This is a genomic window from Massilia aquatica (assembly GCF_011682045.1).
GTDB classification, from domain to species: Bacteria; Pseudomonadota; Gammaproteobacteria; order Burkholderiales; family Burkholderiaceae_D; genus Telluria_A; species Telluria_A aquatica.
In genome coordinates, this window is sequence record NZ_VVIW01000001.1 from 612,115 (window position 1) to 632,505 (window position 20,391).

General features: G+C 63.6%; 12 protein-coding genes. 6 read left to right on the plus strand and 6 right to left on the minus strand.

Going from position 1 to position 20,391, the window contains the following annotated elements; translation table 11 throughout:
• Nucleotides 1–39 precede the first annotated feature (39 nt).
• Nucleotides 40–2,775, plus strand: coding sequence for a TonB-dependent receptor (locus F1609_RS02740; RefSeq protein WP_167074380.1), 2,736 nt, complete (start codon nt 40–42; stop codon nt 2,773–2,775).
• Between the two features lie 256 nt (nt 2,776–3,031).
• Nucleotides 3,032–4,891, plus strand: a complete 1,860-nt coding sequence (locus F1609_RS02745) for a DEAD/DEAH box helicase (RefSeq protein ID WP_167074382.1) — start codon at nt 3,032–3,034, stop codon at nt 4,889–4,891.
• A gap of 137 nt (nt 4,892–5,028) precedes the next feature.
• On the opposite strand, the gene F1609_RS02750 is transcribed toward F1609_RS02745, so the two are convergent.
• From F1609_RS02750 to F1609_RS02760, 3 genes are read right to left on the minus strand one after another with little or no spacing between them, the layout of a single operon-like run.
• On the minus strand, nt 5,029–5,664 hold the full coding sequence (locus F1609_RS02750; protein WP_167074384.1) for a hypothetical protein: 636 nt from the start codon (nt 5,662–5,664) through the stop codon (nt 5,029–5,031).
• Nucleotides 5,630–6,178, minus strand: a complete 549-nt coding sequence (locus tag F1609_RS02755) for a hypothetical protein (RefSeq protein WP_167074386.1) — start codon at nt 6,176–6,178, stop codon at nt 5,630–5,632. The genes F1609_RS02750 and F1609_RS02755 overlap by 35 nt, the downstream gene beginning before the upstream one ends.
• Nucleotides 6,179–6,229: 51 nt before the next feature.
• Nucleotides 6,230–7,519 carry an MFS transporter gene (locus F1609_RS02760; RefSeq protein ID WP_229421581.1) on the minus strand — a complete coding sequence of 430 codons (1,290 nt, stop codon included), beginning with the start codon at nt 7,517–7,519 and terminating at the stop codon, nt 6,230–6,232.
• 166 nt (nt 7,520–7,685) lie between these two features.
• On the opposite strand from F1609_RS02760, the gene F1609_RS02765 reads away from it, so the two are divergent.
• The 4 genes from F1609_RS02765 (at nt 7,686) to F1609_RS02780 (ending at nt 14,438) form a co-directional block, all read left to right on the plus strand.
• A complete protein-coding gene (locus F1609_RS02765; protein WP_196785389.1) occupies nt 7,686–9,017 on the plus strand; it encodes an MFS transporter in 1,332 nt (443 codons plus the stop codon).
• A gap of 57 nt (nt 9,018–9,074) precedes the next feature.
• On the plus strand, nt 9,075–10,706 hold the full coding sequence (locus F1609_RS02770) for an alpha-D-glucose phosphate-specific phosphoglucomutase (RefSeq protein ID WP_167074387.1): 1,632 nt from the start codon (nt 9,075–9,077) through the stop codon (nt 10,704–10,706).
• A gap of 35 nt (nt 10,707–10,741) precedes the next feature.
• Nucleotides 10,742–12,394, plus strand: a complete 1,653-nt coding sequence (locus tag F1609_RS02775; protein WP_167074389.1) for an alpha-amylase family glycosyl hydrolase — start codon at nt 10,742–10,744, stop codon at nt 12,392–12,394.
• Nucleotides 12,395–12,584: 190 nt separating this feature from the next.
• The gene (locus tag F1609_RS02780) at nt 12,585–14,438 is read left to right on the plus strand and encodes a glucokinase (protein ID WP_167074391.1); all 1,854 of its coding nucleotides are present in this window, start codon (nt 12,585–12,587) and stop codon (nt 14,436–14,438) included.
• Between the two features lie 2 nt (nt 14,439–14,440).
• On the opposite strand, the gene F1609_RS02785 is transcribed toward F1609_RS02780, so the two are convergent.
• The 3 genes from F1609_RS02785 to F1609_RS02795 all read right to left on the minus strand — a co-directional run bounded on the left by F1609_RS02785 (nt 14,441) and on the right by F1609_RS02795 (nt 20,390).
• On the minus strand, nt 14,441–17,158 hold the full coding sequence (locus F1609_RS02785) for an alpha-1,6-glucosidase domain-containing protein (RefSeq protein WP_167074393.1): 2,718 nt from the start codon (nt 17,156–17,158) through the stop codon (nt 14,441–14,443).
• Nucleotides 17,159–17,271: 113 nt separating this feature from the next.
• A complete protein-coding gene (locus F1609_RS02790; protein ID WP_370661589.1) occupies nt 17,272–18,612 on the minus strand; it encodes a sigma-54-dependent transcriptional regulator in 1,341 nt (446 codons plus the stop codon).
• Entirely contained in the window at nt 18,609–20,390 is a 1,782-nt protein-coding gene (locus tag F1609_RS02795; RefSeq protein ID WP_167074395.1) for a sensor histidine kinase, read from the minus strand. The genes F1609_RS02790 and F1609_RS02795 overlap by 4 nt, the downstream gene beginning before the upstream one ends.
• Nucleotide 20,391: the final 1 nt, after the last annotated feature.

The window sequence follows — 20,391 nt, forward strand, 5'->3', positions numbered from 1 at the left end:
TACGGGAATTGTGTAGTAATGATGAGATGAGGGGACAGAATGAAATTTTTCGCCAATACCCGTACCAGAAGTGCCGCATTTCCACTGAGCCCGGTCGCCGCCGGCTGCGCCTTGTTCGTTTCGGCCATGTCGGGCAATGTGTACGCGCAAGCGAGCGCGGCCCCGCAAGCGAGCGAGCAACCGATTGCCACGGTCAAGGTGTCCGGCATTCGGCGCGGTATCGAGGATGCGATTTCGGTGAAAAAGGATGCGTCTTCCATCGTCGAGGCGATCTCCGCGGAAGATATCGGCAAGTTGCCCGACGTGAGCATCGCCGAGTCGATCGCCCGCCTGCCAGGCCTGGCGGCGCAGCGCGTCGGCGGCCGTGCCCAAGTGATCAGCGTGCGCGGCCTGTCGCCGGATTTTTCTACCACCTTGCTTAACGGCCGCGAACAGGTCAGCACCGGGGACAACCGCAGCGTCGAGTTCGACCAGTATCCGTCCGAGCTGCTCAGCGGCGTTACCATTTACAAGACCCCGGACGCCGGCCTGGTCGGCCAGGGCCTGTCCGGCACGATCGACATGCAAACCGTGCGTCCGCTGTCGTTCGGCAAGCGCACCATCGCCATGAACGTGCGCGGCGAGAAAAACTCGCTCGGCGGCATCGCCAATGCGAAAGACAGCGGCAACCGTTTCAGCGTCAGCTATATCGACCAGTTCGCCGACCGCACGATCGGGATTGCGATCGGCTACGCCCATCTGGCGTCGCCGGTACTGTCGAACGAAACCGGCCTGTACGAGCCGTGGAAAACCGATGCGCGTCCTGGCGTGCCGGGCGGCACCTATTTGATGGACGGCCTGAAATCGGTCGCGCGCAGCGGCACCAACAAGCGCGACGGCGTCATGGGCGTACTGCAATATCGCCCGAACAAGACCTGGACCAGCATGATCGATGTGTACGCATCGAAATTCAAGCGTGAAGAAACCGCCAACCAGTTCGAAGTGGCGCTGAACGACTACAACGGTGGCTACAAGCCAGGCTTGCTGTACTCGCCGGCAACCACCGCCAACGGCGTGCTGACCGGCGGCTCGGCCAGCGGCGTGTATCCCTTGGTGCGCGGCATGTACAACGACCGCAAGGATGAGATCAAGGCGATTGGCTGGAGCAATACCCTGCGCCTCGATGGCGGCTGGTCGCTGTTTGCCGACGCCAGTTTCTCGAAAGCGACGCGGGATGAAGTCAACCTGGAAAACAACCTGCAACTGAGTAACGCTGCCGCCGATCCTTTCCTCGATACGGTCGACCTGAAGTTTGCCACCGGCGGCTTTTCGCAGATCGCCGGGCGCCTGAACTATACCGACGCGAAGAATTTGTACCTGCGCAACACGATCTACGGTTCGGGCTACGGCAAGACGCCACAGATCGAAGACGAACTCAAGGGTTTCAAGCTGGTCGTTTCGATGCCGGTGCCGACCGTGCTGGAAAGCTATTTCTCGGGCGTCGATGTGGGCATTAACTACGCCGACCGCACCAAAAACAAGGTCCAGCCGGAGGGGGCGATCACCCTGCGCGGCGCACCGGGACCGGTGCCGGGCGAGTATCTGTATGGCCAGGTCGACCTCGGCTTTGCCGGCACCGGCATGATTCCTTCATGGAATGTGCCAGGCGTGGTCAGCCAGCAAATGAACTTCGCGCCAAGCTCGACCGAGTCCTTCCTCATTTCGAAGGCCTGGGAAGTCAATGAGAAGATCACGACCAGCTTCATCAAGGCCAATATCGACAGCGAAATCGGCTCGGTCACGGTCAAGGGGAATGTGGGCGTCCAGGTGCAGCGCACCGAGCAGTCGTCGCAAGCGAACTATTTTGATGGCACCGCGCCGGTCGGCAGCCAGGTCAAGCCGGTCCATGACGGCATGACGTATACCGATTACCTGCCCAGCCTGAACCTGTCGTTTGGCCTGAGCAAGCAGCAGACCATCCGCTTCGCCGCCGCCAAGCAACTGGCCCGTCCGCGTATCGACCAGCTGCGCTCGGCGCTCGACTTCAACGTCGGCACCACCGACTTCAAGCCAAGCGCCAACGGCGGCAACGCGCGCCTCGATCCATGGCGCGCCAAGGCACTCGACTTGTCCTACGAGAAATATTTCGGCAACAAGGCGTATTTTGCGGTCGCGGCTTTCCACAAAAAACTCGATACCTACATCTTTACGCAGACCCTGGATTACGATTTCTCTAAATATATTCCGGGAACCAATGCGATTACCGCCATTGGTAACTACAAGGCACCGTACAACGGCAATGGCGGCAAGCTCAAGGGCCTGGAACTGTCGGCATCGCTGCCGCTGTCCCTGCTTACGCCGGTGCTTGACGGGTTTGGCGTCTCGGCCAGTGCCACGCATAGCAAGAGCTCGATCGCGATCGAAGATCCGGACAGCAGCATCGGCAAGAATATTCCGCTGCCGGGCTTGTCGAAGCGCGTGACCAACCTGACCTTGTACTATGAAAAGAATGGTTTCGAGACCCGCGTCAGCCAGCGCAAGCGCTCCGACTTCGTTGGTGAAATCGGCAACTTTGCCAATGACCGCACCTTGCGCTACGTGGTCGGGGAGGACGTGGTCGACTTCCAGGTCGGTTACAACTTCACCGAAGGCAGCTTGAAGGGCCTGGGCGTGGTGTTGCAGGTTAATAACGTTGGCGATACCGCGTATGAAACCTATGGCGGCGACCGCAACAAGCCGCTGGAATACCAGAAGTATGGCCGCACCTTCCTGATGGGCGCCAACTACAAGTTCTGATTACACGTTCTGATGCGCAGGCTGCCGGGGTGATCCCGGCCCTGGAAACAAGCCCGTTGCACGCGAGTGTGGCGGGCTTGCGTCGTTTGGCGGGGGCGGGCGACGGACCGGGCCAGCAACGCCGGATTGCACAAATAGCCTCAATTACACCCCACCTGCACGCAACGCCGTGACAAAAAATCGCATTCTGGACTACAAGAGAGTAAACTAGAGGATGCTTTCCCGTCGGGCTAGCTAGTCAAATTGTGAGTGTCCTATGTCTGAAACCCCTGTACTACTGTTTTCCGAACTCAACCTGAGCGCCCAGGTGCTGAAGGTCATGAAAGAGGTCGGTTACGAAACGCCGTCGCCGATCCAGGCTGCCACCATCCCGCTGCTCCTGGCCAATCGCGACGTGCTGGGGCAGGCCCAGACCGGAACTGGCAAGACCGCGGCCTTCGCGCTGCCGATTTTGTCGCGCATCGACATCAAGCAGCAAACCCCGCAGGCGCTGGTGCTGGCGCCTACGCGCGAACTGGCGATCCAGGTCGCCGAAGCATTCCAGAAGTACGCAACCCACATTAAAGATTTCCACGTCCTGCCGATCTACGGCGGCCAGAGCTACGGTCCCCAGCTGCAGGCGCTGCGCCGCGGTGTGCACGTGATTGTCGGCACCCCGGGCCGCGTCATCGACCACCTCGAAAAAGGCTCGCTCGACCTGTCCAAGCTCAAGACGCTGGTGCTCGACGAAGCCGACGAGATGCTGCGCATGGGCTTTATCGACGACGTCGAACAGATCCTGCAAAAAACCCCGGAATCGCGCCAGACCGCGCTGTTCTCGGCCACCATGCCGTCCGCGATCAAACGCATCGCCAAGACCTACCTGCGCGATCCGGCCGAAGTGACGGTCGCCGCAAAAACCGGCACCGCCGACAACATCCGCCAGCGTTACTGGATGGTGAGCGGCATGCAGAAGCTCGAAGCGCTGACCCGCATCCTCGAAGCCGAGCCGTTTGACGGCATGATCATTTTCGCGCGCACCAAGCTCGGTACCGAAGAACTGGCGACCAAGCTGCAGGCGCGCGGCTTCGCGGCCACCGCGATTAACGGCGACATGCAGCAAACGCAGCGCGAGCGCACCATCGAACAGCTCAAGAACGGCAAGATCGACATCCTGGTCGCCACCGACGTCGCCGCGCGCGGCCTGGACGTGGAACGCATCAGCCACGTGATCAACTACGACGTGCCGTCGGACCCTGAGAGCTACACCCACCGCATCGGCCGTACCGGCCGCGCGGGCCGCAGCGGCGAAGCGATTCTGTTCATCACCCCGCGCGAGCAGGGTTTGCTCAAGGCGATCGAACGCGCCACGCGCCAGCCGGTGGCGCCACTGACCTTGCCGACCGTGAAAGCCGTCAACGACGTGCGGATCGCCAAATTCAAGGACCAGATCACCGAAGTGCTGGCGGCCGGCGGACTCGATGTCTTCCGTTCGCTGATCGAAGAGTATGAGCGCGAGCAGAACGTGCCCGCTGTCGAAATCGCAGCGGCGCTGGCCAAGCTGGCGCGCGGCGATATTCCGCTGCTGCTGGAAAAACCGAACCGCGACGCCAAGAGTGCGCCTTCGTGGCAAGAGAACGCCCCTGCCGCGCGCGCACCGCGTTCGGACGCGCCGCCTGCACGGTTCGACCGCAGCGACCGTGGCGACCGTGGCGATGCGCCGGCCTTCAAGCGCGAACGCGTCTCGCGTCCGTCGGAAGAAGGCATGGGTACCTTCCGCATCGAAGTCGGTCATGCGCACGGCGTCAAGCCGGGCAACATCGTCGGCGCGATTGCCAACGAAGCGAACATCGAGTCCAAGTTCATCGGCCGCATCGAGATCTACGACGACTACAGCACGCTCGACCTGCCGGTCGACATGCCGGCCGACCTGATCGACCACCTCAAGGGTGTGTGGGTCGCGGGCCAGCAGCTCAACATCACCCGTGACGGCGAAGCGCCGGCGGTCAAGAAGGCGGCGGCTCCGAAAAAAGCCGGCGACCGTCGTTTCGAAGAGAAAAAGCTCGGACCTAAAAAGCCGTACGACGCGGCCACCAAGGCCAAGAAGGAAGCACGCAAGCTGGCCAAGCCGGAGTAAGGCGGCAGGCGGGTAAAAAAATGGGCAGCTTCGGCTGCCCATTTTGCTTGGGTGTCACTTCGCAGCGATCCGGGCGACTGGCGCGCAAGCGCACTGTCAGCGACGGCTTGCTGCGCATCCGCCATTGAATGGGGCTCCTATTTGCGCCATTTGATTGTGCTGATGACTGCTTCCAGATCCCGGCGTGCCTGTTGCGTGGAACCCATGTCCAGTTGCACCGCATAAATGAACGCGGCAGGCCCGCAAATCAGGCGAGTGGATGCGTAAAATTTTCCTTCAGATGTGGTCATCTCGTCCGATGACTCATACTCGACGTAAGCATCCGTGCGCTTGACCGGTGTATGCGCGTCCAGCGGCGTTTTGGTCAAGATGTGCAGCCGTTTGAGATCCGCATAGTCGCACGTTGGTGGGCAGGAATGTTCACGTCCCACTTTGCATGCCTCAAGGACCAGCATTGGAAGCTCCTCCCCCTTTGTCTTTTTTGAAAAGAAGCGCCCTGCTTTATCTATCTTGTTATGCCACCCAGGCTGTGGCGCTATTGAAAAGCCGCTCATCGTCACCCTGTCCGCCGCCTGCGCTCCAGAGACGCAAGCGAGGGTGATCGTGATAAAGACCGCACAGGCTTTCAAATTCATTGAGGCTGATTTCATGACTGGATTCTTCCATGGTGCTGCGCTGCCGGCAATTTGCCGAATCGCCGCTGTTGCTTGTGGATTCAATAGGTGATCGCCCGCTCTGTCACTGCGAAGCGACACCACCGCCGATGCGTTCACCGGTGCGCGTTGCAAGGATAAACGGCTGCCATCCGCCTGGCGGATCCCACTGCCCGCAGCCTTCGATATGCGTCGGGGTGACGCAGTGTACCAGCACGCCGTCAATGCCGAGATCGGCGGTTTTCCATCGCAGCGCGCCGTCCGGCCCGAAGGCGAACAGCTCGGACTCGGAGCTTGCCAGGATGCGGAAATCCTCGCCGGACGTTTGCAATTGCGCAGCATCGTAGAAGTCGCAAAAATACCCGTCCATCTGGTGTATCACCACGTCTTCTGTCACGCAATCGACAATGAAGATGCGTCCTCCGTAGCCGATATACGCTTTGGTACCGTCCATCCGGACTGCCTGGAAGCAGATGCATTCGACAGCCGAAGCCACATCGATTCGCAGGCGAGCGCCGCAATTCCAGTCTACTGCAACGCTCGTGGCGATCGCGGCGCCAGGGCGATCAGCCCCTACCAGAAGGGATCTGGTAAACAAGGATACATCGTGTTCTTCTAAAAACGATATCGTCATGGTTTCTTCATAATTCTTGTAACTGCCTTGCCGCCAAGCGGTGGGCTGACGTCAGTGCGCGGAAGCGGGCATCGCGGCCTGGGTGGCCGGCGCTTCGTCCTTCACCAGGCACCACAAGGCCGCCGAGATGGCCAACGAGGCGCCGCAAATGATGTACAAGGTGCTCTGGTCCGGCACCCGTTTCAGAACGAAGCCGACACCCGTGGACATCAACTGCGGCAGCACCACCGACAGGTTGAACACGCCCATGAAAAAGCCCATGCGGCTCTTGTCCACCTTGTCGCTCATGATCGCGAACGGCAGGCTGACAATCGCGCTCCAGCCGATGCCCACCACCGCCATCAGCGCGTACAGCATTATCGGCGTGCGCGCCATGGTCGCAATCAAGAAGTACCCGGCCGCCATGATGGCCACGCAGCCGGCCTGCGTGTGCACGCGCCCGATCTTGCGCGCCAGCGGTGCGAGCACCAGCGCCGGCAGCAGGAAGCCGACCGTATTCATGATCGCGAAGGCGAAGCCGATAATCTGCCCGCTCATGTCGTTGGCCGCCTTGGTTGCCAGGCCCGCCGGCACCAGCTGCTGCTGAATGAATCCATACGTGTAGACGAACATCGACTGCACGCCCAGCCACGCGAAGCCGTGCGCGATATAGATGCGCCACAGCTGGCCCCAGTCGGCCTTGGTGGCCGCTGCGGTCTCGGTCGCGGTCTCGGTGTTTATGACCATCTCGCGTTCTTCCTTGATGAAGAACAACGGCACCACCGAGAACACGAATACAATGCCCGCGCCGACCGAAATGAGCAGGTCGTTGCCCAGGGTCGCGCCGATCAGGTAGGCCATCACGCCGAAGAAGCCCGAGATGGTCTGCATCCAGGTGTAGCCGAGCGTGCGCGCTTCGCCTTCCGGCGTCACGTCGGCGATGATCGAGCGGGTCGGGTTGAAGCTGATATTGATCGACAGGTCCAGCGTGAGCGCGACGATCACCGCCACGATGAGAATGTTCTTGATGCCCAAAAAGTCGCCCACTACGTCGATGCGCGGCAGCAGGAACACCATCAGCGCGGCCAGGGTGCCGCCGATCAGGATGAAGGGCCGGCGCCGCCCACCCCAGAACCAGGCGTCGTCGCTGATCAAGCCGATGACCACCTGGCCGAAAATCCCGGCCATTGGTCCCGCCGCCCAGACGATGCCGATTTCATGGATCTGGAGATTGAAGCGCGTGCTCAAAATCCAGCTCAGCGCCGAAATCTGGATGCAGAGCGCGAATCCCATCGCCGTCGACGGCAAACTCAGCGTAGCGTAAAAAAGCTTGTTCAGGCGCTTCTGCATGTCCAGCATCATGTCCCCATCTTGTTCTGTTATTTGACTACAAAATCATGAATTTGTTGTGTGATTCAACTGGCTTCCTGCGGGGATTCTACTATGGAATTGTTTAGATTGACACTTAGAAATCGCCATGTTATTTTCCTACAAATATAACGCGTAGCCAAACGCCTGGAGACTCCCGATGCAGATGCAATTCCCGCCGATCAAACCGCGCCTGAGCTTCTGGCAGTTGTGGAACATGAGCTTCGGCTTCTTTGGCATCCAGTTCGGCTTTGCCCTGCAAAACGCCAACACCAGCCGCATTTTTTCGACCCTGGGCGCCAACGCCGACGACTTGCCGCTGTTCTGGCTCGCGGCGCCGGTCACGGGCCTGCTGGTGCAGCCGGTCATCGGCTACCTGAGCGACAACACCTGGCACCCGTTCTGGGGCCGCCGCCGTCCGTTCTTCTTCCTTGGCGCGATCTTGGCCACCGTCGCCATGTTCATGATGCCCAATTCATCGTCCCTGTGGATGGCGGTGTTCGTGCTGTGGATGATGGACGCGTCGATCAATGTGTCGATGGAGCCGTTCCGCGCGTTCGTGGGCGACAAGCTCCATCCCACCCAGCAGACCTCGGGCTTTGCGATGCAGACCTTCTTCATCGGCTGCGGCTCGGTCATCGCCTCGCTGCTGCCGACCATTTTCACGGAGTGGTTCAACGTCAGTAACATCCCGGTCAATGGCGGCATTCCCGACACGGTGCGCTATTCGTTCTATGCCGGCGGCCTGGCCTTTATCGGCGCGGTATCGTGGACCGTGATCACCACGCGCGAGACGCCGCCGGAAGACATGACGGCCTTCCGCGCAGAGGTCGAAAAGCGCAAGGGCACCTTGAGCGCGCTGCGCGAAATCTTCAAGGGTTTTACCACCATGCCGCGCACCATGGTGCAGCTGGCGAGCGTGAGCTTTTTTTCGTGGCTGGCGTTGTTTACGATGTGGGTCAACACCACCCCGGCCGTGGCCGAAAATGTCTTCGGCACGGTCGACGCGCAGTCGGCCGCATTCCAGAGCGCCGGCAACTGGGTCGGCGTGATGTTCGCGGTGTATAACGGCGTCTCGGCCATTGCCGCCTTTATCCTGCCGGTGATCGCGCGCCGCACCAACCGCAAGATGACGCACCTGGCCTGCCTGGTCATCGGCGGCATCAGCCTGGCCAGCATTTTCTTCATCACGCAAAAAGAGATGCTGCTCATTCCCATGATCGGCGTGGGCATCGCGTGGGCCAGCATTCTCACCGTGCCGTACGCGATCCTGGCCGGCGCGCTGCCGGCGCAGCGCATGGGCTTTTATATGGGCGTCTTCAACTTCTTCGTCGTGATCCCGCAGATCATCGGCGGCTTGATTCTGGGTCCGATCAGCGCAGCCCTGCTGGGCGGGCGTCCGGTGGCGACCTTGCTGCTGGCCGGCGCCTGCATGGCCATCGGCGGCTTGCTGACCGTGTTTGTGAACGACAAAGGCGAGCAAACCGCTTAAGGTGGCGTCGAAATTTTGCTAACTGTCGTATCGTATTGTTAACAGACAGGAGTGAAAATGACCATCCACACAGTAAATACCACGGCTTTTGCCGGACAACGCCCCGGTACTTCCGGCTTGCGCAAGAAGGTCAGCGAGTTCCAGCAACCCGCTTACCTCGAAAACTTCGTGCAGTCGATTTTCAATTCCCTCGGCGACTGCGCCGGCCAAACGCTGGTGTTAGGCGGCGACGGGCGCTATTTCAACCGCCACGCCGTCCAGGTCATCCTGCGCATGGCGGCGGCCCACGGCTTTGCCAAAGTGCTGGTCGGGCAGGGCGGCATTCTGTCCACGCCGGCCCTGAGCTGCGTAGTCAGGAAGCGCGGCGCGTCGGGCGGCATCGTGCTCTCGGCCAGCCATAATCCGGGCGGACCCGATGGCGACTTCGGCATCAAGTACAACATCGCCAACGGCGGCCCGGCGCCGGAAAAAATCACCGACGCCATCTACGAGCAGACCCGTGTTCTCACCGAATACCGCACCAGCGACGCCGCCGACCTCAATCTCGACGCTGTCGGCCACGCGCGCATCGAACAGATGGAGGTGGAAGTGATCGACCCGGTGGCCGACTATGCGGAGCTGATGGGCGAGCTGTTCGATTTTGCCGCCATCAAGGCCTTGTTCGCGCGCGGCTTCACCATGCGCTTCGACGGCATGCACGCCGTCTCCGGGCCGTACGCGCATGCGATTCTCGAAGGCTTGCTCGGCGCACCAGCCGGCACCGTCATCAACGGCACCCCGCTGGAAGACTTCGGCGGCCATCATCCCGATCCGAATCCGGTCAACGCGGCCGAACTGGTGGCGCTGATGTCGGGGCAGGGCGCGCCGGACTTCGGCGCGGCGTCGGACGGTGACGCCGACCGCAACATGATCGTCGGGCGCGGCATCGCCGTTACCCCATCCGACAGCTTGGCCATCATCGCCGCCAATGCGGCAGTCGCACCGGGCTACCGGGGCGGCATCAAGGGCATTGCCCGCTCCATGCCCACCTCCACCGCGCCCGACCGCGTGGCGCAAGCGCTCAATGTGCCGTGCTACGAAACGCCGACCGGCTGGAAGTACTTCGGCAACCTGATGGACGCCGGCATGGTGACCCTGTGCGGCGAAGAAAGCTACGGCACCGGGTCGAGCCATATCCGCGAAAAGGATGGCTTGTGGGCGGTGCTGTTCTGGCTTAACCTGCTGGCCGCCAGCGGCAAGCCGGTGGAGACGCTGGTGCGCGAGCACTGGGCGCGCTTTGGCCGTAATTACTACTCGCGCCACGACTACGAAGCGGTCGAGTCCACGGCGGCCGAAGGCCTGATGACCCATCTGCGCGAACAGCTGCCCGCACTGGCCGGCCAGGTCATCGAAGGCTACACTGTCGATGTCGCCGACGATTTTGTCTACAAGGACCCGGTCGACGGCAGCATCGCCAGCAAGCAGGGCGTGCGCATTGTGATGACGGACGGTTCGCGCATCGTGTTCCGCCTGTCCGGCACCGGGACCGAAGGCGCCACCATCCGTCTTTACCTCGAACGCTACGAGGCCGACGTGGCCATGCACGACATGCCGGCGCAGGAAGCGCTGGCGGGCCTGGCGGCGATTGCCGACCGGCTGGCCGGCCTGCACCAGCGTACGGGGCGCGACCGGCCGACCGTCACCACCTGATTCACTTTTTATCATCAACAGCCAACAGGGAATACATGAAATTTTCCGCACTTGCAGTCTCACTGGCGCTGACCTTCGGCGCCACCCACGTCAGCGCCGCCCCGCCGGTGGCGCGTACCCCGTTTGTGTGGGAAAACGCGACTGTGTATTTCCTGTTGACGGACCGCTTCAACAACGCCAATAAGGCCAATGACCTGGCCTACGGGCGCAAGGCCGATGCGGCGCCGCTGCGCGGTTACATGGGTGGCGACCTGGCCGGGGTGACGGCCAAGATCAAGGAAGGCTACTTCAAGGAGTTGGGTGTCGATGTCATCTGGATCACGCCGCCAGTCGAGCAGATTCACGCCGGCACCGACGAAGGTACCGGCAAATCCTACGGCTTTCACGGCTACTGGGCGCGCGACTTCACCAGCGTCGACGCCAACCTCGGCACCGAGGCGGACCTGCAGGAACTGGTCGATACGGCCCACGCCAACGGCATCCGCGTGCTGCTCGACGTGGTAATGAACCATACCGGCCCGGTGACGGCGCAAGATCCGGTGTGGCCGAAGGACTGGGTGCGCACCGCACCGGTGTGCGCTTTCAAGGATGCGCGCACCACGGTCGACTGCACGATCGTGAAGAACCTGCCGGACTTCCGTACCGACGTTGACCGCCCGGTTGCGCTGCCGCCGGCGCTGGTGGCAAAGTGGAAGGAAGAAGGGCGCTACGAGCGCGAAGTGGCGAGCCTGGACGTCTTTTTCAAGGAGACCGGTTACCCGCGCGCGCCGCGCTACTACCTGATGAAATGGCACGCGGACTGGGTGCGCAAGTACGGCTTCGACGGCTTCAGGGCCGACACGGCCAAGCATGTGGAACCGCGCGTGTGGAAGGATCTGAAAAAGGTCGCCAGCAAGGCGTTCGAGGACTGGAAGCGCGACAATCCCTCCAAGCGTCTTGGCGACGCCAAGTTCTACATGACGGCCGAGGTCTATAACTACTCGCTGCGCCATGCGCACCAGTTCGACATGGGTGGCGAAACCTTTGTCGACTTTTACGACAACGGCTTCGACAGCGTTATCAATTTCAGCATGACGTCCGACGCCCGGGGCGGCTACGACGCCATGTTCGGCCGTTACGCGGCGCTGCTGGCCGGGCCACTGCGCGGCTATTCGGTGATGAACTATCTGAGTTCGCACGACGACGCGGCGCCGTTCGATCCGGCGCGCACGCGTCCTTTCGACTCGGCGGTGAAGCTGCTGCTCTCGCCTGGCGCGGCGCAGATCTATTATGGCGACGAGACCGCGCGCCTGCTCACGCATGCGGGTGCGAAGGGCGACGCGGTGCTGCGCTCCTTCATGAACTGGGATGAACTGGCCAGCAATGCGCAGCGCGACGGCTATCGGATTGCGGACGTGCGCAAGCACTGGGGCATCATCGGCCGCTTCCGCCAGATGCATCCGGCAGTCGGCGCGGGCGAGCACCGCAAGCTGCAGGCGACGCCGTATGTGTTTGCGCGCACCTACGAAAAGGACCGGGTGGTGGTGGGACTGGATCTGCCGACCGACAAGTCGGCGCCGATCGTGGTGGCGCCGATTTTCCGCGATGGCGAGTCGGTGACCGATTACTACTCGGGCAAGAAGGCCGTGGTGGCGGGCGGGAAGGTCGATTTTCACACGAAGAATGGGATTGTGCTGATTGCGAACTGACTTTTCAAACCACTAATATAGGAGCCGTCGTCCCCGGCCTTGGCGGCCCCCTTGGCGGGGATCCATAGCACCTATGAGCCGAGGTGCTATGGGTTCCCGCCTCCGCGGGAACGACGGTGCTGGCATTTCATACATTTCACGCAATAGGGTATGCTACGCGCGACTGCCCGAACTGTCCGACCTGACCGCGATGACCAAAGAAAACGAATCAGAACAAAAGTACAGCCGTACCGCCTACGCCGACGGCCCCCGGCTGCTGGCCGATATCGGCGCGACCCACGCCCGCTTTGCCCTTGAAACCGCGCCCGGCGTGCTGCGCTCGGTGCGCGTGCTCAAGTGCGACGACTTCCCCGGCATTGTCCCGCTGCTGCATACCTATCTGGCCGACCACGCCGGCATTCGCATCAATCACGCCGCCTTCGCCCTGGCCAATCCGATCAGCGGCGACATGATCCGCATGACCAACCGCGACTGGCAATTCTCCACCGATGAAGTGCGCCGCGAACTTGGCCTGAACACGCTGCTGATCGTGAACGACTTCACCGCCCTGGCGATGTCGCTGCCCGGCCTGTCCGGCGCCGACTTGATGCAGGTCGGCGGCGGCGCCCCGGCCGCCAACGCCGTCATCGGCGTGGTGGGGCCGGGCACCGGCCTTGGGGTGTCGGGCATGATCCCGACCGTCGACGGTTTTGTGACCCTTGGCAGCGAAGGTGGCCACGTCAATTTCGCCCCGGCCGACGAGCGCGAATTCGCGATCCTGCAGTATGCATGGAAGGAGTGGCCGCACGTGTCGAACGAGCGCCTGATTTCCGGCCCCGGCATGGAACTGATCCACCGCGCGCTGGCCCAGCGCAACGGCGTGCAGGCCGCGCCACGCAGCTCGCCCGAGATCATCGCCGGCGCGCTCGATGACAAGGACGCGCTCTGCCTCGAAGTGCTCGAGTGCTTCTGCGGCATGCTCGGCGGCGCCGCCGCCAACCTGGCGGTCACGCTCGGCGCTTTTGGGGGCATCTTCATCGGTGGCGGCATCGTGCCGCGCATGGGTGAGTGGTTCGTCACCTCGCCGTTCCGCGCGCGCTTCGAGGCCAAGGGCCGTTTCAGTTCCTACCTGGGCCAGATCCCGACCTACGTGATCATGATTCCCAACCCGGCCTTCATCGGCGTGGCGACCATCCTGTCGGAACACCTGCGCGGGCGCAGCGGCGCCAACACGCTGATGGAGCGCGTGCAGCATTTGCAGCACGAGCTGTCGCCCGCCGAACAGCGCGTGGCCACCTTGGTGCTGGAACATCCGCGCAAGGTGCTGGGCGAGCCGATTGCCGAAATCGCGCGCCTGGCCGACGTGAGCCAGCCGACCGTGATTCGCTTCTGCCGCTCGCTGGGATTTTTGGGCCTGGCCGACTTCAAGCTCAAGTTTGCCAGCAGCCTGACCGGCACCATCCCCGTGCGCCACAGCCAGGTGCGCGTGTCCGACAGCACGCACGACCTGTCGGCCAAGGTGATCGACAACACCGTCTCGGCGATCCTGAAATTTCGCGACCAGCTCGACGTGGTCTCCATCGACCGCGCTATCGCGCTGCTGCGCAAGGCCAACCGGGTCGAGTTCTACGCCATGGGCAATGCGCGCGTGGTGGCGCTGGACGGCCAGCACAAGTTCTTCCGCTTCCGCATTCCCACGTCGTCGTACGGCGACTCGCATCTTTTCAGCCTGGCCGCCGAACTGCTCAAGCCGGGCGATGTGGTGATCGCCATTTCCACCTCGGGCCAGCTGCCGGAACTGCTGGCGGCGGTGGATGCGGCGCGCGCCACCGGCGCCGACGTGATTGCGATCACCAGCAGCAAATCGGCGCTGGCCAAGCGCGCCACCATTTGCCTGGCGGTCGATCACAGCGAAGACAGCACCAGCTTCCTGTCGATGATCTCGCGCGTGCTTCAGCTACTGCTGATCGACATCCTGTCGGTAGGCATTTCGCTCGGCGCGCAGGGCGACGACTTGTCGGATCATGATAAAAAGCGCTCGCTGATCTCGCACCTGGATATCTAGGTCTACTCCACGAACACCACGGCGGTGCGTGCCGGGATGGTAAACCGTCCCGTCGCGCTGTCGTAGGTACTGGCGGCGGCGCGCTGGTCTGCCGCTGTGGGCGCTGCATGCACAGGATGCAGGCGCAGGCGCCTGCCGCGCAGTTGCGCCACATCCAGCGTGTGCGCCACCTTGTCCACATTGATGAAGTAGGCCACACCCGCGAAACCGGCGCCGGCGTAGCCCGTGCCGTTAATGTGCGCCGCAATCACGGTCGGCACCTGTCTAGACCCGGTGTTGTGGAAGCGCAGGCGCTTGCCAATATCGTGCGCGCTGCGCATGCGGAACAAGGTGGAGCTGGCGCGGATTGTCAGCAGGTCCCGAAACGCATCGCGCGTAAAGGCGATATCGGCCGGCGCGGGTTTGAGCGCGGCATTGGCCAGCAGGGGCTTGATCAGCGCGTAATCCTTGCCGTTGTCGTCCGCTGGTGGTGCGCCGGTGCCGAAGTAGTTGTCCTGGTAGGTCCAGTCGATGCGGTTGAACCAGTCGCCTGAATTGAAGCTGTTGCGGTCCATCGACTTCGACCGCAAGGTATCGATCCCGGCATGGAAGTAGGCCACGCCCTGGCTGAACGCATTGATCGCCGCCCCCAGCACCTGCACCCGGGCGCGCTCGGCGCTGCTGGTCGCCAGCGGCAGCTTGAACACATTCATGTCGTACAGGGTCTGGTTGTCGTGGTTCTCGACGTAGTTGACCGCCTCGCCCGGTTCACTGGCATACCCCGCCGGCTGGCCGTTGTAGTCGATGGCGGCCAGTGGCAGCGTGCTGTCCTTGTACGTTTGCATGGCGTAGCTGCGCAGCGAACCGGCCAGCCCGACGCGCACCATGTCGGCTGCCTGCATCAGGTCCGCCAGCGGGCGCTCGCCGGCCAACGCATTCGGGTCGTACACCAGGCCGTTGATGTAACCTTGGCGCCGGATCATGTCCGCCCCGGCATCGGCCGCCGAGCCGCCGCGCACATGGTCGCGGGCGCGGTCGCTGAAGGTGCCGATGCCGCTGCCGCCCAGCGACAGTTGCGACGCCTGCACGAAGCGCGCGCCGTCGGCCACCTCCCCGAAGTTCCAGCCTTCGCCGATCAATTGCACGTGGCGTCCGGCGGCCGCGTTCACGCGCGCCTGCAACCGCTCCATCGCCGTGCGCGGCTGGTGGCCCATCAAGTCGAAGCGGAAGGAATCAATCTTGTACTCGCGCGCCCACAAGGCGGCCGAGTCGATCATGAGTTTGCCCATCATACGGTTTTCGGTCGCGGTGTTGTCGCAGCAGGTCGATTGCTCCACGCCGCCGGCCGCGTTCAAGCGGTGGTAGTAGCCGGGCACGATGCGGTCGAGGACCGATTTCTCTGTCTGGCCGGAGGCGTAGGTGTGGTTGTAGACCACGTCCATGCCGGCCCGCAGGCCGGCCCGGTGCAGGTTCATGACCATGGCGCGCAATTCGACGATGCGGCGTGCGCCGTCAGCCGCGTCGCTGGCATAGCTGCCTTCGGGCGCGTTGTAGTGATACGGGTCGTAGCCCCAGTTGAAGCAGTCGGTCGCCGCCGTCTGCCTGACCAGCGCCTGCTGCGCTTCGCCATCGGCCGCGCCCGTGGGAGCAGGCTGCGCACAGCCACGCTCCGGGATGGTGGCGATGTCGTACACCGGCAGCAGGTGGATGTCGGTCATGCCGGCTCCAGCCAGGGCTTTCAGGTGCTGCATGCCGTTCGAGCCGGGATGGGAAAAGGCGGCGTACTTGCCGCGCTGCGCTGCCGGCACGCTGGCGTCGTTGATCGAAAAATCGCGCACGTGCAGCTCGTACACCACCATGTCGGTCTGCGCCTTCACGGTTGCGGGCGGCGCCGAGCTGTCCCAGCCGGCCGGCTTGAGCCGCGCCGACGACAGGTTGGCGATATAGCTGCGCTTCGAGTCGGTGCCCAGGCTGACCGAATACGGATCGGTCACCCTGTTGCGGACCAGGCCCGTGCCGTCGGCCACCACCTCGACGTCATAGGTATAGTATTTGCCGGACAGATCGCCTTGTCGCGTGGCGCTCCAAATGCCGGTGGCAGGGTCGAACCGCATCGCATCAAGCGCCTTTGCGCGCCCCTCGCCGCTGTCGTAGGTGCAGAGCGACACGCGTTGCGCGGTCGGCGCCCACAGCTTGAAGGTGGTGCGGCGGCGCGACGGCACGGCGCCCAGATCGGCCGCCGCTTCGGCCGCCGCGTAAAGATCGTCGAGCGCGCCGGCCGCTTGCAGCCTTGTCGCTGCGCGTACCTTTCCGTCAGCGTCTTCCTGCACCAGCACCAGCTGCTGGCGGTGCAGGCCGGGCAGGCGCGCCAGGTCGGATGCCGCCACGGCGAGCACCACCCCTTTGCCGACGTACTTGAAGCGCTGCGCCACCTCGGGCGCCAGCGCGCCGCCGAACGCGCTGAGCGACAGTGCGCCGGAGGCGCCGCTGACCATGCCGCCTACCGGCGCCACGATGCTCCCGCCGGGAGCGTGATACAGCCTGAATCGCCCCGTGTCCTGCACGCCCGGCCACTGCGCGAGCCGCCGCTCCAGCCAGACGGCGCGCGCCTCGATGCGGCCGGGAGCCGGCTGCACGATCGTTTGAAAATGATCGCTGTCGCAGAGCGCTGTGGTCTGCGCGGCCGATGCCGACGCGCTCGCGCCGGCGAGAACTGCGGCACTCAAAAGTGAAAAGGTCATCTGGCGTCCGGTGTCATCGTTATGGAAGCGCCGGGACGGCGAGTATCTTTGCTACACCTCGATTTCGCCCAAGCCCCCGATTTTTGCATATTATCGGCGACGTTGTAGTGAAATTACATTTTCTTTCCGGGGGCGAGCTGATATTTTTTCAGTTTGTCGTACAGGGTTTTACGCGGTATCCCGAGTTGGTCGGCGGCGGTGGAGACGTTGCCATCGACCGCGTCGAGCTTTCGTGAGATCAGTTCACGCTCATACGCGTCGAGCTGCTGCGGCAGGCTCAAGGCGTTCTCGCCAGGAGGATCGACGAGCGGCGCCGGTGCCGGCGTAGCGACGATGCCGAGCACCAGCCGTTCGGCGAAGTTGCGCAGTTCGCGCACATTGCCCGGCCACTCGGCCGCCTGCCACTGACGCATTTGCTCGCTGCTCCACTGCGGCGCCGCGCGCCCGTAGCGCTGCGCCGCATCCTGCGTAAAATGCGCCATCAGCAGCGCAATGTCGTCGCGCCGTTCGTTCAGGCGCGGCAAATCGATGGTGGCCACCCCGATCCGGTAGTACAGGTCTTCGCGAAAGCGCCCCTCGCTACTGAGTTCCAGCAGGTCGGCCTTGCTCGCCGCGATGATGCGAAAGTTCACGGCGATCGCCTCGTTCCCGCCCAGGCGCTCAAGCTGGCGCTCTTGCAGCACGCGCAGCAGCTTGACCTGCAGCGCCATTGGCATGCTTTCGATCTCGTCGAGGAACAGGGTGCCGCCGTTGGCGTATTCTAGCTTGCCGATGCGGCGTTTGTGCGCGCCAGTAAACGCGCCCGCCTCGTGCCCGAACATCTCGCTTTCGAACACCGACTCGGGAAGGGCGCCGCAATTGATCGCGACAAAATTGCCCTTGCGCGCGCTGGCCGCGTGGATCAGGCGCGCCACGACTTCCTTGCCGGTCCCGGTCTGGCCGTGGATCAAAATGTCGACGCCGGCCGGCGCGATATTGCGCACCAATACCTTGAGCCGTTCGATGGCGTCGGACCGCCCCACCAGTTGCGGCGTGTCGGGATGCAGCGCCCACGCGGTTTTCAGGCGCCGGTTTTCCAGCACCAGCGAACGCCGCTCCTGGGCGCGCCGCACCGCATCGAGCAGGCGTTCGGCGCCGAACGGTTTTTCGATGAAGTCGTAGGCGCCGGCGCGCATGGCGCCGACCGCCATCGCCACGTCGCCATGGCCGGTCACCATGATCATGGGCAGTTCCGCGTCCAGCGCCACCACTTGCGCCAGCAGGTCCAGGCCCGAGCGCCCGGGCAGGCGCACGTCGCTGACGATCACGCCATCGAACGCGGCATCGAGCGCGCCTTGCGCTTCTTCGGCGCTGGCGTAGGCGTTCACGGAAAAACCGCCCAGTTCCAGCGTCTGGGTCGTGGCCAGGCGCAGCGGCGCTTCGTCTTCCACCAGGATGGCTTGCATGGTCTTCATTCGTTTCCCTCCTTGTTTTCCCGGCCCGGCAGCGGCAGGCGCACGTCGAACCGGGCGCCGCCGTCGGGGCGGTTGCTGCCTTCGAGCTGGCCGTTCATCGCTTGCACGATCGACGATGATATCGCGAGCCCGAGCCCGAGGCCCTTGCCCGATGGTTTGGTGGTAAAGAACGGTTCGAACAGGTGCGCGGCCACGCTGTCGGACAAGCCTGCGCCACTGTCGGTAATGCGCACCACGGCGTAACCGTCAATTTGCGCAAGCGTGACCGACACTTCGCGCACCTGGGCATTTTCGACCGCATCGACCGCGTCGAGCGCATTGCGCAGCAGGTTGATGATGACCTGTTCGATGCGCACGGCGTCGCCGGTGATGAGCAGTGGAACCGGCGGCGGCAGCGCCAGCGCGACGCCGAGGCGCTTGAATTCGCCCTGCAGCAAAAACGCCGACGCGGCCAGCGACTGGGCGATGTCGACCGTCGCCACGGCGTCGCTGCGCCGCGCAAAACCTTTCAACTGGCCGATGATGGCGCCCATGCGCGCGCTGGCGTCGCTGATGTGGGTCAGGTTTGCACTGGCCTGCGCCTGCTGGCCGCGTTCGAGAAAGGTACGGGCGTTGTCGGCGAACGCGCGGATCGCGGCCAGCGGCTGGTTCAGTTCATGCGTGACGCCCGCCGCCATCTGGCCCAGCATCGCCAGCTTGCCCGCCTGGACCAGCTGGTCCTGGGTCGAACGCAATACCTGCTCGGTTTCCTTGAGCGTGGCGTAGCGCGCTTCCAGGTCGTCGTTGGCCTGGCGCAGCAGCGCGGTGCGCTCGGCCAGCCGCAGATCGAGTTCGCCGGCGGCGCGCTGCGAGGCGGCGCTGGCTGCCTGGCGCTCTTCCAGCCGCCGATGGCGCTGGTACAAGGCCCAGGCGGCGACGATGGCGCTGGCCGCCACCAGCGCGGCGGCCAGCGCCCACAAGGCGGCCGTGCGCCGCACCCGCTCCGGCGCCGGGAACAGCATCAGCTTCCAGCCAAGGGGGCCGCTCTGGCGCGCCGCGTGCGGCGGCAGCTGCCCGTCGATGGGCGCGATTGGACGGCGCGCGTATTGATCGGTGCTGGCCAGCTCGCGCTGGGTGGTGGCGGAGAGCGCGCGCAGGCTGCGGTACTTCCATTGCGGCCGGTTGGACAGGAACACCACGTCGGCGCGGTCGGCCAGCACGATCGTGTCTTCGGCACCGGCCCAGTTGCGGGCGAATTCGTCGAGGCTGATCTTGACCGCGACCACGCCCAGCACGCGCGCGCCCCGCATCACCGGCTGGGCGATGAAGTAACCTGGCTCGCTGGTGGTGCTGCCGATGCCGTAGAAGCGGCCGGCGCGCCCGGCCAGCGCTTCGCGAAAATACGGACGGTAGCCGAAGTTGCGGCCCACGAAGGTAAGCGGCAGGTCCCAGTTGCTGGCGGCGAGCGTGTTGCCGTCGCGGTCCATCAGGTAGATCGCGCCGACCCGCGACTGGCGCGCAATCGCCTGCAAGCTGCGGTTGACCTGGTCGATGCGCGCGCGCTCGCCGGGTTGCGCCAGGAGCGCGGCCACATTCTCCTGCAGCCCGACGACGTAGGGCAGGGTTTCGAACTTGTCGAGCGCCGACTCCAGTTCGGGCGCCATCAGCTGCAACTGGCGCGCGCCGCGTTCGAGTTCGTCGGCCCCGCCCTGGCGCGACGCCACCTGATAGGCGGCCGCAATCAGCCCCGCGCTGGCGAGCAGCGCGAGGAGCCAGGCGAGTTGTCGTTTTACGTGCATG